Annotated in this window: 15 protein-coding genes; 6 read left to right on the top strand and 9 right to left on the bottom strand. The window is 69.2% G+C overall.

The window, feature by feature from the left end:
• Window positions 1–636: 636 nt before the first annotated feature.
• The gene (locus tag LX88_RS06650) at window positions 637–1,311 is read right to left on the bottom strand and encodes a Crp/Fnr family transcriptional regulator (protein ID WP_030477589.1); all 675 of its coding nucleotides are present in this window, start codon (window positions 1,309–1,311) and stop codon (window positions 637–639) included.
• A 209-nt stretch (window positions 1,312–1,520) separates the two neighbouring features.
• Entirely contained in the window at window positions 1,521–1,760 is a 240-nt protein-coding gene (locus LX88_RS06655) for a hypothetical protein (protein WP_030477588.1), read from the bottom strand.
• A gap of 136 nt (window positions 1,761–1,896) precedes the next feature.
• Between LX88_RS06655 and nth the strand changes: the two genes are divergently transcribed.
• Genes nth through LX88_RS06675 form a run of 4 tightly spaced genes read left to right on the top strand, consistent with a single transcriptional unit; the run spans window position 1,897 to window position 5,023 of the window.
• A complete protein-coding gene (gene nth / locus LX88_RS06660) occupies window positions 1,897–2,604 on the top strand; it encodes an endonuclease III (protein ID WP_258947626.1) in 708 nt (235 codons plus the stop codon).
• On the top strand, window positions 2,601–3,164 hold the full coding sequence (locus tag LX88_RS06665) for a TlpA family protein disulfide reductase (protein WP_258946899.1): 564 nt from the start codon (window positions 2,601–2,603) through the stop codon (window positions 3,162–3,164). Before nth ends, LX88_RS06665 begins: the two co-directional genes overlap by 4 nt.
• Window positions 3,161–3,820, top strand: a complete 660-nt coding sequence (locus LX88_RS06670; protein ID WP_258946900.1) for an NUDIX hydrolase — start codon at window positions 3,161–3,163, stop codon at window positions 3,818–3,820. Before LX88_RS06665 ends, LX88_RS06670 begins: the two co-directional genes overlap by 4 nt.
• 15 nt (window positions 3,821–3,835) lie before the next feature.
• Entirely contained in the window at window positions 3,836–5,023 is a 1,188-nt protein-coding gene (locus LX88_RS06675; RefSeq protein WP_090069818.1) for a MarP family serine protease, read from the top strand.
• Here the strand turns inward: LX88_RS06675 and LX88_RS06680 are convergent.
• Window positions 5,020–5,715, bottom strand: coding sequence for a TetR/AcrR family transcriptional regulator (locus LX88_RS06680; RefSeq protein ID WP_258946901.1), 696 nt, complete (start codon window positions 5,713–5,715; stop codon window positions 5,020–5,022). The genes LX88_RS06675 and LX88_RS06680 overlap by 4 nt on opposite strands.
• Before the next feature lie 72 nt (window positions 5,716–5,787).
• Between LX88_RS06680 and LX88_RS06685 the strand changes: the two genes are divergently transcribed.
• Window positions 5,788–7,272, top strand: coding sequence for an FAD-dependent oxidoreductase (locus tag LX88_RS06685; protein ID WP_258946902.1), 1,485 nt, complete (start codon window positions 5,788–5,790; stop codon window positions 7,270–7,272).
• On the opposite strand, the gene LX88_RS06690 is transcribed toward LX88_RS06685, so the two are convergent.
• The 4 genes from LX88_RS06690 to acs form a co-directional block, all read right to left on the bottom strand.
• Entirely contained in the window at window positions 7,244–8,161 is a 918-nt protein-coding gene (locus LX88_RS06690; RefSeq protein ID WP_258947627.1) for an alpha/beta fold hydrolase, read from the bottom strand. The two genes, LX88_RS06685 and LX88_RS06690, sit on opposite strands and share 29 nt — an antisense overlap.
• Window positions 8,158–8,598: a phage holin family protein gene (locus LX88_RS06695; RefSeq protein WP_258946903.1), complete on the bottom strand. Its 441-nt coding sequence runs from the start codon at window positions 8,596–8,598 to the stop codon at window positions 8,158–8,160. The genes LX88_RS06690 and LX88_RS06695 overlap by 4 nt, the downstream gene beginning before the upstream one ends.
• Complete coding sequence (gene nhaA / locus LX88_RS06700; protein ID WP_258946904.1) at window positions 8,595–9,752, bottom strand: Na+/H+ antiporter NhaA; 1,158 nt, start codon at window positions 9,750–9,752, stop codon at window positions 8,595–8,597. The genes LX88_RS06695 and nhaA overlap by 4 nt, the downstream gene beginning before the upstream one ends.
• Before the next feature lie 128 nt (window positions 9,753–9,880).
• Window positions 9,881–11,863 (bottom strand): acetate--CoA ligase, encoded by a 1,983-nt coding sequence (acs, locus tag LX88_RS06705; protein WP_258946905.1) that lies wholly within the window; start codon window positions 11,861–11,863, stop codon window positions 9,881–9,883.
• A gap of 258 nt (window positions 11,864–12,121) precedes the next feature.
• On the opposite strand from acs, the gene LX88_RS06710 reads away from it, so the two are divergent.
• Window positions 12,122–12,850: an oxidoreductase gene (locus LX88_RS06710; RefSeq protein ID WP_258946906.1), complete on the top strand. Its 729-nt coding sequence runs from the start codon at window positions 12,122–12,124 to the stop codon at window positions 12,848–12,850.
• Here LX88_RS06710 and kynU read toward each other — a convergent pair.
• A complete protein-coding gene (kynU, locus tag LX88_RS06715) occupies window positions 12,840–13,940 on the bottom strand; it encodes a kynureninase (protein WP_258946907.1) in 1,101 nt (366 codons plus the stop codon). The two genes, LX88_RS06710 and kynU, sit on opposite strands and share 11 nt — an antisense overlap.
• Window positions 13,937–14,752 carry a tryptophan 2,3-dioxygenase gene (locus tag LX88_RS06720; RefSeq protein WP_258946908.1) on the bottom strand — a complete coding sequence of 272 codons (816 nt, stop codon included), beginning with the start codon at window positions 14,750–14,752 and terminating at the stop codon, window positions 13,937–13,939. Before LX88_RS06720 ends, kynU begins: the two co-directional genes overlap by 4 nt.
• Window positions 14,753–14,760 lie beyond the last annotated feature (8 nt).

A 14,760-nucleotide genomic window follows, 5' to 3' on the forward strand; every position in this document is an offset into this window, starting at 1 on the left:
TGTACCAGTATGCCAAAGTTGGTACGGATGTACCAGATCGGGTGCGCAGGGTCACGATGGTTGCGATTGGGTCACGGGAATGGGATGACCGGGTGAAACATGCAACGAATCGGCCACACACCAGGTCCTTGAGGGTGAAAGGGCTTGAGTGGTCGGGGTGCCGACGTGCGAAAGTCGACTCGCCGACCGAGACCAACCTTCCGGCTTGAGGGTCGGGGCCTACGCGCCGGAGGGAAGGAAGGCACGGTTCGTCGGGGGATGGGCCGTGTGAACACAAGGGACCGGTGCGCCACGTCGGGGGTGGCGCCCGGTCCCTTGTGTTTGGGGCTGTGCTTGTTGGCCGCTGCTCCGCAGACGGCGGCGAGTTCGCCGGGAAGCTGGTCATCCGCCCGCCGCTTCGCCCCGATTGGGCTTCGCCGAATCGAGACGAAGAGGCGACGGATGACCAGCGCGAACTCGCGAAACACCTCGTCCGGTCGAAGCGCCGCCGCGAACTTGCGGAACTGCTCGCCTGGTCGGAGTGCTGCCGCGAACTCGCGATGCCTGCCGGAGTTCTGTCGCGTGTTTGGGGCTGAACGCGCTCGGAGCCCCGTGTACTGCACGGGGCTCCGTTGCGTTGGTGCTTTGCGTTCTGAACTAGCGGGCTCGGCGCGCCAGGCGCTCCGGGTCCAGGATCAGCACGCTCTTGCCCTCGAGTCGTAGCCAGCCGCGGTGCGCGAAGTCGGCCAGGGCCTTGTTCACGGTCTCGCGGGACGCGCCGACGAACTGCGCGATCTCCTCCTGCGTCAGGTCGTGCGTGACGCGGAGCAGGCCGGCCTCCTGCGAGCCGAAGCGCTGTGCGAGCTGCAGCAACGCCTTGGCCACGCGGCCGGGCACGTCCGTGAAGATCAGGTCGGCCAGCATCGAGTTCGTCCGGCGCAGCCTGCGGGCCAGGGCCCTCAGCAGCTGCTCGGCGATCTCCGGCCGGTTGGTGATCCACTGACGGAGCGCGGGGCGGTCCATGGACACCGCGCGCACCTCGGTCACCGTCGTCGCAGTCGACGTGCGGGGCCCGGGATCGAAAATGGACAGTTCGCCGAACATGTCGGAGGGCCCGAAGATCCCCAACAGGTTCTCGCGGCCGTCCGGCGACTTGCGGCCGATCTTCACCTTGCCGGACTGGATGATGTACAGGCGATCGCCCGGCTCACCCTCCGCGAAGATCACGTGGCCACGCGGGAACTCCACCGTCTCAAGGGTCGTCGCCAGCGCCTCTGCGGCTGCCGGGTCCACCCCCTGGAAGATGCCCGCTCGCGCCAGGGTCTCGTCCACCTCGTCCCTCCTAATCGACGCGACGGCACGCCTACCACCATCTTTGGTGGAGTCAGCGCCGTGCCGCCGATCACTGCGTTGCAGTCTAAGGGCTCTCTTGTGGATCGCCGCTCGGCTCGCCGTCTTACTAGGAACAACCCGGCTGGCTCGATCCAGAGCCCAACGAGCCAGCCTACGCCATTTGGGTGTCGGTCAACGCCAGGGTCGTGTCAGCGGACGCGCTTGCGCGCACCACCGCGGCCACGGCGACGGAGCCGGAACATGTCAAGGGCGCGACCGATGCCGTGTCCGTAGAGCGCCTTGACCTCTTCGGGCCTGGCGGACTCCAGGAACTCCTCGACCTCGTTCTCCTGCACGGCAACGTGCCGGAGCTTCGCTTCGACGCGCTCCATGAAGAGCGCGAAGAACATGATCACGATCGGAACGACGATCACAAGCCAGGCAGTCATGATGCTCCGAAGTGTGGCGCATGAGGGATTCGAGTGCGGATCTAGGGGTGGGGTTCGGCGTGTTGACTACGCTGGATCAGTGCCCGCAACCAAGAAACCGGAAACCAGACTCGGCCTGACCCGCAGGGCCCGCCGGATGGTGCGCGTGCTGGCCCAGGGATACCCGGACGCGCACTGCGAGCTGGACTTCACCACGCCGCTCGAGCTCGTCGTGGCGGTGATCCTGTCCGCGCAGTGCACCGACAAGAAGGTCAACGAGGTCACTCCCGCGCTCTTCGCGAAGTACCCGACGGCCGCCGACTACGCCGGTGCCGACCGGACGGAACTCGAAGAGATCCTTCGCCCCACCGGTTTCTTCCGGAACAAGGCGACGTCCCTGCTTGGTCTCGGTGCCGCTCTCGTGGAGCAGCACGACGGTGTGGTGCCGGGCAACTTGGAGGAGCTGGTCAAGCTCCCTGGTGTAGGACGCAAGACGGCCAACGTGGTTCTGGGCAACGCGTTCGATGTGCCCGGGCTCACAGTCGACACCCACTTCGGCCGCCTCGTGCGCCGCTGGGGCTGGACCGAGCTGGAGGACGCGGTCAAGGTCGAGCACGCCATCGGCGAGCTGATCGAGAAGCGCGACTGGACCATGGCGTCGCACTGGATCGTCTTCCACGGCCGCCGCGTCTGCCACGCCAAGACCCCGGCCTGCGGTGCCTGCCTGCTGATGAACGACTGCCCGTCGTACGGTCTCGGCCCCGAAGACCCGGACAAGGCCGCCAAGCTCGTGAAGGGCGACGAGAAGCCCCACCTGATCGAGCTCGCCGAGCGGGTACGGGCCGGTGAGAAGCTAGGAGCGTGAACAACCGCACGCGCTGGCTCGTCGTGGTGCTCGTCCTCGGCGTGGCGGGTGTCGTGGCGCTGTGGCCCCGGAACGTTGCGCCGGCCCCGCCGCCCACGTCCACCCGCCCGACCCAGGACTTGGTCGCGTTGCGCGCGCAGGCCCAGCTCCGGCCGTGCGTGCCGGGGGCCGAGGGCGGCGTCGGCGTGACGTGCCTGCGCGACGGCACCCGGACGGCCCTCGCGCTCCAAGGGCCGCTCCTGATCAACTTCTGGGCGACCTGGTGCCAGCCGTGCCAGGAGGAGCTGCCGGTGCTGGACACCTATGCGAAGCAACCAGGTGCCGTCCCGGTCGTCCCAGTTCTCGTGGAGAGCAGGGAGGCGGACGGCCTGGAGTTGCTCGCCCGGCTCGGCGTGCGGCTGCCCTCGGTCCACGACGAGGCGGATCAGCTCCGCAAGCAATTCAAGGCGCCGATGACGCTTCCCGCCACGTATTACGTAGCAGCGGACGGTCAGGTCCGGCAGATCACCGATCCGCCGTACTTCAAGGCACCGGAACAGGTGGAGAAGGCGGTTCGATGACGGAGGCGACAGAGCCACCCGACTGGATGCAGCGCCTGGCCAAGGCCACCGAGGAGATCGACGCGCAGACGTTCATGCGGGTCCCGCGGGCGCCGGAGCAGGGCGTGCGCAAGGCGGCCGTGCTCATGCTGTTCGGCGAGTCCGAGGAGCACGGGCCGGACGTGTTGCTGCTGCGCCGTTCGGACACGCTGGGCTCGCATCCCGGCCAGGTCGCGTTCCCCGGCGGTGCGTCCGACGACACCGACGACGGGCCGGTGGGCACGGCATTACGCGAGGCTTACGAGGAGACAGGTGTACTTGAGTCAGGAGTGAGACCACTTGCAACGCTGCCGGAGCTCTACGTGCCGGTGTCCGGGTTCGTGGTCACGCCCGTGCTCGCCTACTGGGAACAGCCGAGCCCCGTCGCAGCTGTCGACCCGGCGGAGACCGCCGCGGTCGCTCGGGTGCCGGTCGCGCACCTCGCCGATCCTGCCAACAGGTTCCGGGTGCGCCATCCCGCGGGTTACGTCGGAGCGGCCTTCTCCGCGCCGGGCATGCTGGTGTGGGGTTTCACCGCGGGGTTGATCAACGGCCTGATCGCACTCGGCGGCTGGGAACAGCCGTGGGATGCGACCGATGTGCGTGACCTTGAACTAGCGTTGCGCGCTACACAGTGAGGCGGAGGTTTCGGGTTGAACTGGGTTGACCTGCTGGTGCTGGGCCTCGCCGCGATCGCCGCGCTGTCCGGGGCCAGGCAAGGCATGGTCGTCGCGCTGCCCGCTTTCGTCGGCGTGCTCGTCGGCCTGATCCTCGGCACGCAGATCGCTCCGCTGCTGGTCTCCCAGTTCGAGAACGTCGTCACCAAGGTCGTGTTCGCGGTCGGCATCGTCGTGCTGCTCGTGGCGCTGGGCGAGACGATCGGCGTCTACATCGGCCGGACGATCAAGGCGAGGGTCAACGCGTCGCCGTTGCGCGGCGCGGACAACGCGCTGGGCGCGATCGTGCAGGGCTTCGTCGTCTTCATCGTGGCGTGGATGATCGCGCTGCCGCTGACCTCGGTCGTCGGCCTGCCGGACCTCACCTCGTCGCTCAAGCAGTCGGTGATCCTCGGCAAGGTCGACCAGACCATGCCGCAGGCCGCCCGCGTGCTGTCCGGCGACCTGCAGAAGCTCTTCGACGTCTCGGGCTTCCCGCAGGCGATGGACCCGTTCAACCGCACGCCGCTCAAGGACGTCGAGCCGCCGGACGGCCAGCTGGCGAACTCGCCGGTCGCGAACCGGCTGAAGGCCTCCGTGCTCAAGGTCCGCGGCCGTGCGCCGTCGTGCTCCCGTGCGCTGGAGGGCACCGGCTTCGTCATCGCGCCGGAACGAGTCATGACCAACGCCCACGTCGTCGCCGGCACGAACGAGGTGACGGTCGAGGTCGGCCGCGGCCAGTTCGACGCGACAGTCGTCTCCTACGACCCGCGCACGGACATCGCCGTGCTCGCGGTGCCGGACCTGGAGGCCACGCCGCTGCAGTTCCGTTCGGACGAGGTGCAGCCCGGCGAGGACGGCATCGTGCTCGGCTACCCGCTCGACGGCCCGTACAAGGCCTCGCCGGCCCGGGTGCGCGAGCGGATCCCGCTGCTGCGCGGCCCGGACATCTACGACGCCCAGACGGTCACGCGCGACGTCTACACGGTTCGCGCCGAGGTCCGCTCCGGCAACTCCGGCGGCCCGCTGGTCGACCCGAACGGCCGGGTGATGGGCGTGGTCTTCGGCGCCGCGGTCGACGACCCGGAGACGGGCTTCGTGCTCACCGCCCAGCAGGTGCAGGCGATGGTGCAGAAGGCGCCGACGCTGACCAAGCGCGCCTCCACCCAGGGCTGCGCGAGCTAAAAACCATGTCGGACGGCGATGCCGTCGAGGACGTAGCCGAGGCCGGTGTCGAAGACCTCGGCGTGGTCGCGGTCGGTGGACTCGTGCATGACCCTGCCGAGCAGCGGGAAGCGGCCGGTGGCGAGCATCCGTTCCATGTACGGCCCGGACGCCCGCTGCCACTGCTCCTCGGTAAGGCCGGTGGCCCGTTCCGCGCGCAGCTCCGTGATCTCGCTGCGGACGGCGCCGAACACGTACGCCATCACGGCGCTGACCACGCCGAGCACCTGGTCGATGTCCGCGAGCCGGACCGTGGCGAGCGTCGACTCGATGTGCGCGAGCGAGTGCGGGCCCTGGTGCGGACGGCCGCTGAGCAGGTCGATGAACCACTCGTGCCGCTTCGCCGCGTTCCGCATCTCGTGCGCGACGTGCTTCAGGCCGGAACGCCAGTCCGACTTCGCCGGCGGTGGCGTGATCTCGCCGTAGACCTCGTCGACCATCAGGTCCAGCAGCTCGTCCTTGGTCTCGACGTAGCCGTACAGGCGCATCGGGCCCGCGTTCAGCGCGGCGGCGACCTTGCGGAACGACACGTCGTCGAGCCCGCCCTCGTCGGCGAGCCTGATCGCGGCGTTCACGATCAGTTCCCTGCTCAACGGGGTCGGTGACGGCTTGCTGGGCGGCTCTGGGCGGTCCCACACGGGTTCGTTCGACATCGAGCTGGACAATACAGTGTCTCATGGCGATACAGTGTATTGAGCGATACGCCGTATTGAGAGGGGATGGCTGTGAGGACTTCGGTGTTGGTGGTCGGGGGAGGCCTGGCGGGAACGTCGGCCGCGTTGTTCCTCGCGTGGCGCGGGGTTCCCGTGACGTTGGTGGAGAAGCATCCGGGCAGCTCGGCGCACCCGCGAGCGGTCGGGTTCAACGCTCGGGTCGGCGAGTTGTTACGTGCCGTCGGGATCGAGGACGAACTGCCGCCGAGCAGGATGACGAAGGGTTTCGGCGTTCGGCGGGTCAGGGCTGAGAGCCTGGTGGGGAAGAAGTTCGACGAGACGTTCTGGTCGCCGCCGGCCGAACTCTCCGACGTCGAGTACTCGCCGTCCACGGGCGTCGGTGTGGCCCAGGACCGGATGGAGCCGATCCTGCGCGACAAGGCCCGCGAACTCGGCGCGGACATCCGCATGAGCACCCGGCTGCTGGAGTTCTCCCAGGGCGACGAGGGCGTCACGGCGGTCGTGCAGGGCGACGGCGAGCCGTACGAGATCCGCGCCGGCTACCTGGTCGCGGCCGACGGGCACCGCAGCCCCATCCGCGAACAGCTCGGCATCGGCCGCACCGGGCGCGGGTACATGCACACCTCCCGCAGCGTGCTGTTCCGCGCGCCGCTGCAGGAGTACCTGAAGGACGGGATCGGCCAGTTCGTCATCGGCGGCGTCGGCTTCCTGACCACCTACGGCGACGGCCGCTGGGTCCTCATGCTCGACGACCGCGAGTACGACGAGCCCGAGCTGCGGCAGAAGATCTTCCAGGCCATCGGCCGCGACGACCTCGACGTCGAGATCATCACCACCGGTCGCTGGACGATCAGCGCGGCCGTCGCCGACCGGTTCTCGCAGGGCCGGGTCTTCCTCGCGGGCGACGCCGCGCACACGTTGCCACCGAGTCGCGGCGGGTTCGGGGCGAACGTCGGGATCGAGGACGCGCACAACCTCGCGTGGAAGCTCGCCGCGGTGCTCGGTGGCGAGTCACGACCGTCCCTCCTGGACACCTACGACGCCGAACGGCGTCCGGTCGCGACCCTGTGCCACCAGCAGATCTTCGCGCGCAACGATGGCCACAACCGCGACGGCGAACCGGACGACGCGCCGCTGTACGACAACAACGCCATGCACTTCGGCGTCCTCTACCGCTCGGACGCGGTGCTCGGCGCGGGCCCGGAGCTCCCGCCCGCCCAGCTCCCCGAGCAGTGGAACGGCCAGCCGGGCACCAGGGCACCGCACGCGTGGATCGAGCCCGGAAAGTCCACTGTGGACCTGTTCCGGCGCGGCTGGGTGCTCGTCGCCGACCACCCGCAGTGGGAGGAGGCGGCGGCAGGCCTGACCGTCCGGTACGAACGGGTCGAGCAGCTGGACCTGTTCGGACTGTCCGCGAAGGGTGCGTCGCTGATCAGGCCCGACGGTTACGTCGCCTGGCGGTCGGCGGACCTGCCGGACGACCCGGCCACCGCACTCGCGACCGCGTTCAGCTCAGCTTCTGCAGGAACTCGGTGATCAGCCTGCTCGTCATGTGGGGCGCCTCCTGGTTCGGGAAGTGCCCCACCTCCGGCAGGTAGCGGAACTCCGACTCGGGCCCGAGCCACGGCAGCGAGTCGCGCGCGGAGGACTCGAGGACGATCGGGTCCAGCGCGCCGTGGATCTGCAGCACCGGCACCTGCACCGGCTTGTCGACGGCCTCGGCGAACCGGCGGCCGTCGCTGCGCAGCTGCGAGCGCACCGCCCAGCGGTAGTACTCCAGCGCGCTGTGGGCCACGCCCGGCACCGTCATCGCCTGCCGGCAGCGGCGGATGACCTCGTCGAACTCGGGCGCCGACCGCCACTTCGGGCCGGACCACGCGGACAGCAGCTTGGCGACCTGCAGACCGTTCTCGGCGGTCAGCCACCGTTCCGGGTGGATCGGCAGCTGGAAGCGCAGCACGTGCGAGTTCGTGCGGGGATGCCTGCGGAACGTCCGGCGCGTCACCAGCGGGTGCGGTGCGGACAGCACGGAGATCGACGAGACCACGCGCGGGTGCAGGGCGCCGACGGTCCACGCCGTGGCGCCACCCCACGCGTGACCCACGAGGTGGGCGCGCGGGGCACCGAGCGCCTTGACCAGACCGGCGATGTCACCCGCGAGGGTGAAGCCGTCGTAGCCGCGCGGTGGTTTGTCCGAGTCGCCGTAGCCGCGCAGGTCGACGGCCACGGCGCGATAACCCGCCTCGGCCAGTGCGGTCAGCTGGTGCCGCCACGACCACCAGAACTCGGGGAACCCGTGCAGCAGCAGCACGAGCGGGCCCTCACCGAGTTCGGCGACGTGCAGGCGGATGCCGTTGGCCGAGACGTCGCGGTGCGTCCACGGACCCGCGACCCGTACGACGGACGGGTCGGGTTTGCGGCTCAGTTGTCGTCGCCCCTGCGCGTGAGGGCCGCGACGGTGTCCTTCGCGGCCGCGATCGACTTCTCCGGCGCCCTGATCTTCTTGACCTTGCGGTAGCCGAGGAAGGCGAAGGCGGCGGCGGTCAGCAGCATCACGCCGAACACGAGCCCGAAGCCCGCCCAGTAGCCCCACCCGAACCACTCGGCGAAACCGAAGCCGAGCGCCATGAACAGGAAGAACAGGCTGAAGCAGAGGATCGTCAGGGCGACGATGAAGAAGACGCTGCCCTTCACGCCCTTCTTGATCTCGGCCGTGATCTCGCCCTTGGCGAGCTCGACCTCTGCTCTGACCAAAGTCGACACGTGGGCGGTCGCGTCACGGACAAGACCGCCGATCGACGCCTCGGCCGTCGGGTCGTCTGCGGTCAGCGGAATCGACGCGATGTGCTCCCTGGTGGTCACTCGGACATGGTGCCATGAGCCCGGCTGCGACGAATGAGCAACACCGCGGCGAGCAGCGACGCGATCATCGAGGCGATCAGCACAGCGGCCTTCGCGGTCTCCGGCTCGTCGAGCGAGAGGTCCGCGATCAGCAGGCTGACGGTGAACCCGACGCCGCCCAGCGTCGCCACCGCCACGATGTCGCGCGGCCCCGCCCCGGACGGCCACACCGCCGCCTTGAACCACACGGCGAGCGCCGACGCCCCCACGATCCCGATCACCTTGCCGACGACCAGCCCCACCATCACGCCGATCGCGATCTTGTCGTCGAAGAGCTTGCCCAACGCCTCGGCACCCACCGGCACACCCGCCGCGAACAGCGCGAACACCGGCACGGCCACCCCTGCGGACCACGGCTGCAGCCGGTGCTCCAGCCGCACGGCCGGCGCCTCCTGCTCGTACGGGTCGCGCCGCACCCGCGTCAGCAACGCCAGCGCGACACCCGCGATCGTGGCGTGGACACCCGACTCGTGCATGAACCACCAGGTGGCCAGCGCGATCGGCACGTAGATCCAGGCGCTGGTGATCCTCTTGCGCTGCAGGAACCAGTACAGCGCCAGCAGCAGCACGACCGCGCCCGCCGCGAGCAGGTTGAACTTCGCCGTGAACAGGATCGCGATCACGACGATCGCCCCCAGGTCGTCCACCACGGCCAGGCTGAGCAGGAACACCCGCAGACTCGACGGCAGCCCGGACGCCGTCAGCGCCAGCACTCCGAGTGCGAACGCGATGTCCGTCGCGACGGGGATCGCCCAGGCCTTCTCGATCCCCGGCTGTCCCCAGCCGATCCCGAGCGCGACCAGCGCGGGCACGATCATGCCGCCGATCGCCGCGATGATCGGCAGGATCGCGGCCTTGAAGTTCGACAGCTCACCGACGACGAGTTCGCGCTTCAGCTCGAGCCCGGCGACGAAGAAGAAGATCGCGAGCAGGCCGTCCTTGGCCCAGTCGCCGACCGACAACGGTCCAAGATGGAGGTCCCGCAGCGTGAAGTACGCGGCGGAGAGCGGCGAGTTCGCCCACAACAGCGCGACCGCCGTGGCTCCGAGCAGCACAGTGCCGCCCACGGTCTCCGTGCGGAGGTAACGGGCGAAGTCAGCGATCTTGGGGGGCAACAGGAGCTCCAGGGGCTGTCGGCGGGTACGCGAATACTCGTGCCGACCAGACTTCCCGGCTCACCAAGATGGAATCTTAACGCGAACGGGCGTCCCCGGTGAGGACGCCCGTCACGTTTGAAGCAGACTCAGTCTTCGGCCTTGCCCGACTGCAGACCCGCCGAGATCAGGTCCATGACCGACGAGTCGGCCAGCGTCGTCACGTCGCCGACCGCGCGGTTCTCCGCCACGTCGCGCAGCAGGCGGCGCATGATCTTGCCCGAGCGCGTCTTCGGCAGCTCCGGCACGACCATGATCTGCCGCGGCTTCGCGATCGGGCCGATCTCCTTGGCCACGTGGTCGCGCAACGCCTTGATGGCGTCCGCGCCACCGGCGTCCGCACCCGCGCCACCGCGCAGGATCACGAACGCCACGATGCCCTGGCCGGTCGTGTCGTCGGACGCGCCGACGACGGCGGCCTCGGCCACGGTCGGGTGCGACACGAGCGCCGACTCGACCTCGGTGGTCGAGATGCGGTGACCGGACACGTTCATCACGTCGTCGACGCGGCCCAGCAGCCAGATGTCGCCGTCGGCGTCGTACTTCGCTCCGTCACCGGCGAAGTAGAAGCCCTGGTCCTTGAAGCGCGACCAGTACGTGTCGCGGTAGCGCTCCTCGTCGCCCCAGATGCCGCGCAGCATCGACGGCCACGGCTCGTCCAGCACCAGGTAGCCACCGCCACCGGCCGGAACCTCGACACCCTCGTCGTTGACGACCTTGGCGCCGATGCCGGGCAGCGGCCGCTGCGCGGAGCCGGGCTTGGTCGAGATGACGCCGGGCAGCGGCGAGATCATGATCGCGCCGGTTTCGGTCTGCCACCACGTGTCGACGATCGGGGTCTTGCCGCCGCCGACGTTCTCGCGGTACCAGATCCACGCCTCGGGGTTGATCGGCTCGCCGACGGATCCCAGCACGCGCAACGAGCTGAGGTCGTACTTGGCCGGGATGTCCGCGCCCCACTTCATGAAGGTGCGGATCAGCGTCGGCGCCGTGTAGTAGATGGAGACGCCGTACTTCTGCACGATCTCCCAGTGGCGGCCCTCGTGCGGGGTGTTCGGCGTGCCTTCGTAGACGACCTGCGTCACGCGGTTCGACAGCGGGCCGTAGACGATGTAGCTGTGGCCGGTGACCCAGCCGATGTCCGCGGTGCACCAGTACACGTCGGTGTCCGGCTTGAGGTCGAACACGTTCTGGTGCGTGTACGACGCCTGCGTGAGGTAGCCGCCGGACGTGTGCAGGATGCCCTTCGGCTTACCCGTGGTGCCCGAGGTGTAGAGGATGAAGAGCGGGTGCTCCGAGTCGAACGCCTCGGGGGTGTGCTGGTCGGACTGCGAGTCCACCAGCTCGTGCCACCACACGTCCTTGCCGGTCCACGCGACCTCGGTGTCGGTGCGCTTGACGACGATGACCTTCTCCACGGACGGCGCGTCGGCGACGGCCTCGTCCACGGCGGGCTTGAGCGGAGCCGGGGTGCCGCGGCGGTACTGGCCGTCGGTCGTGATCACGAGCCGGCACGCGGAGTCCTGGATGCGGGTGCGCAGCGCCTCGGCGGAGAAGCCGCCGAACACGACGTTGTGCAACGCGCCGACGCGGGCGCACGCCAGCATCGCGAAGATCGCCTCGGGGACCATCGGCATGTAGATCGCGACGCGGTCCTCGGCGCCGATCCCCAGCGACGTCAGCGCGTTCGCGGCCTTGGAGACCTCGCGCTGCAGCTCGGCGTAGGTGATGGCGCGGGAGTCGCCGGGCTCGCCCTCCCAGTGGATGGCGACCTGGTCGCCGTGGCCCGACTCGACGTGGCGGTCCACGCAGTTGTAGGCGACGTTGAGCTTGCCGCCGACGAACCACTTGGCGAAGGGCGCGCCGGACCAGTCGAGGACCTGGTCCCACTTGGTTTCCCAGTGCAGCCGTTCCGCCTGCTTCGCCCAGAACGCCTCGCGGTCGGCCTTCGCCTCCTCGTACAGCGCGGGCTGTGCGTTCGCCTGTGCCGCGAACTCGTCGGAAGGCGGGAACGTCCTGCTCTCCGTGAGCAGGTTGTCCAGGGCGTTGCCCTGGCCTGGCGACTGCGTCATGGTGCGAGACCTCCTGGAATGTCCAGACCGGTTGGGGATGCGGGTACTGACCGTAGTGCGAGCCAGCTCACTTCCAACAGGCTCCTCCCTCAAAAGGTTCAGACCAATCTGGGGAGGCGGTTACACGGCTGTCATTGTGTAACCCGTTTTGTCTGTTCCAGGCACGTGTGGCGCGTTGAACGGGCGCAGTTGCGCGCTCAGCGGTTGGGTCAGTGAGCTGGGTCACGCGTTTCACCTGGTCAGGTACTCTGCGCGACCGTGACCGATCCTCTCGCACCGCTGCTTTCCTTGCCCGGCGTGGCGGACGCCGCGAACGCCGCCAAGGACGCCGTCTTCCAGGTGCACCGCCATCGGGTGAACCTGCGCGGCTGGGCCACGACGGCGGCGGAAGCGTCCGTCCGCGCGGCCCGCGCGTCGGCGGCCCTGGAGGGCGGTCCGACCGAGATCCCGGAGTCCGGCGAGGTCTCGGACCCCGTGCTGGCGGGCTCTTTGCGGGTCGCGGAGGCACTGGGCGGGCTCGTCGCCACGTGGCAGCGCGCGCCGTTGCAGGCCCTCGCGCGGTTGCACGTGCTGGCCGCCGCCGACCTCACGACCGAAGTCGGACGGCCGCGCGTCTCCGACGACGTGTCGCAACGGCTCGACATGCTCGGCTCGCTCGTCAGCGGTGGCACGTCCGTGCCGGCGCCCATCGTCGTCGCGGTGGTGCACGGCGAACTGCTCGGGCTGGCGCCGTTCGGTGTCGCCAACGGGGTGGTCGCCCGTGCGGCCGCGCGGATGACGTCGATCTCCACAGGCCTGGACCCCAAGGGCCTCGGTGTGCCGGAGGTGGCGTGCCTGCGTCGGTCGGCGGAGTACGAGGCCGCGTCCGTGGCGTTCGCGTCGGGGTCCCTGGAAGGTCTCGCGCAGTGGATCCTGTTCGTCTGCTCGTCGCTGGAGGCGGGCGCCCGCGAGGCCAAGAGCATCGCGGACGCCGCACTCACCGGGTGATGTCCGCCAGTACTTCGGCGGCCCTGACGGCGTCCTCGTCCGTCACGTAGAGCGGGGCGAAACCGAACCGCAGGACGTCCGGCGGCCGGTGGTCGCCGATGACGCCGCGCGCGATCAGTTCGTCCATGACGGCCCTGGCGTCGGGGCAGCGCACCGAGATCTGGTTGCCCCGCTGCTCCGGAGTGATCACCTCGAGGTTCGTGAGCTTCTCGACGTGCTCGCGGAACAACGCGGTCAGCGCCAGGCCGCGCTGCCGCAGTTCGGCCAGGTCGACGTCGTCCCAGACGTCCAGCGACGCGTCGAGCGCCAGCATCGACAGGATGTCCGGCGTGCCGACCCGTGCGCGGACGATGCCGGGGTCCGGCTCGTAGGACGGCTTCATGCCGAACGGCTCGCGGTGGCCGTTCCAGCCCGACAGCGGGTTCTCGAACGTCGCCTGCCTGGCGTGCGGCACGTAGATGAACGCCGGCGAGCCCGGTCCGCCGTTGAGGAACTTGTAGGTGCAGCCGATCGCGAAGTCGACGCCGAGGGCGTCCAGTTCGATGGGCAGCACACCGGCGCTGTGGCAGAGGTCCCAGACCACCTGCGCGCCCACGGCGTGCGCCTGCTCGGTGAGCGCCTTCATGTCGTGCAGCGCGCCGGTCCGGTAGTCGACCTGGTTGAGCAGCACCACGGCGGCGTCCTCGCTCAGGTCCAAAGAGGACGGAAGCGCGGCCCGGATCTTCAGCCCCGTCAGCGACGCCACCGACTCCGCGATGTAGCCGTCGGTCGGGAACGTCGACTCGTCGCAGACGATCTCGGTGCGGCCGGTGCCCTTCACCGCGCCCATCAACGCCTTGAAGACGTTGACCGACGTCGAGTCGCCCACCACGACCTGACCGGGCGCAGCGCCGATCAGCCGGCCGACGCGGTCGCCGATCCGTTGCGGCGCCTCCCACCAGCCCTCGCTCCACGACCTGATCAGCCGCGTGCCCCACTGGTGCTCCACGACCTCCTGCATCCGCTCGGCGACATGCTTCGGAGGTGCGCCGAGGGAGTTGCCGTCGAGGTAGATGACGCCTTCGGGGATGTCGAACAGCTCGCGCCTCACACGTAGCTCCTGGCGGTCCACAGCTCGGGGAACACCGCTCGCTGGGTGCGCTTCTCCAGCCATGCGACGCCGGCGGAGCCACCGGTGCCGACCTTCGAGCCCATCGAACGACGGGTCGCCAGCAGGTGGTCGTAGCGCCAGCGCGCGAACTCCTCGGCGATGTCGGTCAGCGCCTCGCCCAGCTCCAGCAGGTCGCGGTCGTCGCCGCGGTAGATCGCCGCCCACACCTGCTCGACCTCGGCCGACGGCTGGTAGGCCTTGGTCAGGTCGCGGTCCAGCACGCTCTGCGGGATGTCGAAACCCTTGCGCTGCAACGCGGCCAGCACGTCGTCGTAGAGCGAGGGCAGGCCCAGCGACCTCTCCAGCTGGTCGTGCATCGCCGGCACCGCGCGGTGCGGCACGAGCATCGAAGCGGACTTCTCGCCGAGCAGGAACTCCATCTCGCGGTACATGCCCGACTGGAAGCCCGACCCCTCGCCGAGCGCGTCGCGGAACGAGTTGAACTCGGTCGGCGTCATCCGCGCGATCGGCCGCCACGCCGCCGACAGTGCCTGCAGGTGCAGGTCAGAACGCCGGAGCGTGCGCACGGCCGCGCGGAGGTCGTCGGCGCGCAGTTCGGTCTGGGCCTGCCGCCACTCGAAGCAGAGCAGGCCGAAGTACAGCTCCATCACCTGCGTGATGACCAGGAACGACATCTCACGGGGATCTTTGGACCACTGCTGTTGAAGGGTGTGCAACACCGACGCGTGCACGTAGTCCTCGTACGGCGTGGTGCCGCCGAAATCCAGCTTGGGGGACACGGGGCAGCTCATGTGCTCAA

The organism is Lentzea californiensis (genome assembly GCF_024648825.1).
Classification (GTDB): Bacteria; Actinomycetota; Actinomycetes; order Mycobacteriales; family Pseudonocardiaceae; genus Lentzea; species Lentzea californiensis.

Coding starts and splice junctions, on each gene's coding strand:
- LX88_RS06670 (WP_258946900.1), top strand. CDS start 3,161: ATGACGGAGGCGACAGAGCCACCCGACTGGATGCAGCGCCTGGCCAAG.
- acs (WP_258946905.1), bottom strand. CDS start 11,863: ATGACGCAGTCGCCAGGCCAGGGCAACGCCCTGGACAACCTGCTCACG.
- LX88_RS06680 (WP_258946901.1), bottom strand. CDS start 5,715: ATGTCGAACGAACCCGTGTGGGACCGCCCAGAGCCGCCCAGCAAGCCG.
- LX88_RS06720 (WP_258946908.1), bottom strand. CDS start 14,752: ATGAGCTGCCCCGTGTCCCCCAAGCTGGATTTCGGCGGCACCACGCCG.
- nth (WP_258947626.1), top strand. CDS start 1,897: ATGGTGCGCGTGCTGGCCCAGGGATACCCGGACGCGCACTGCGAGCTG.
- LX88_RS06655 (WP_030477588.1), bottom strand. CDS start 1,760: ATGACTGCCTGGCTTGTGATCGTCGTTCCGATCGTGATCATGTTCTTC.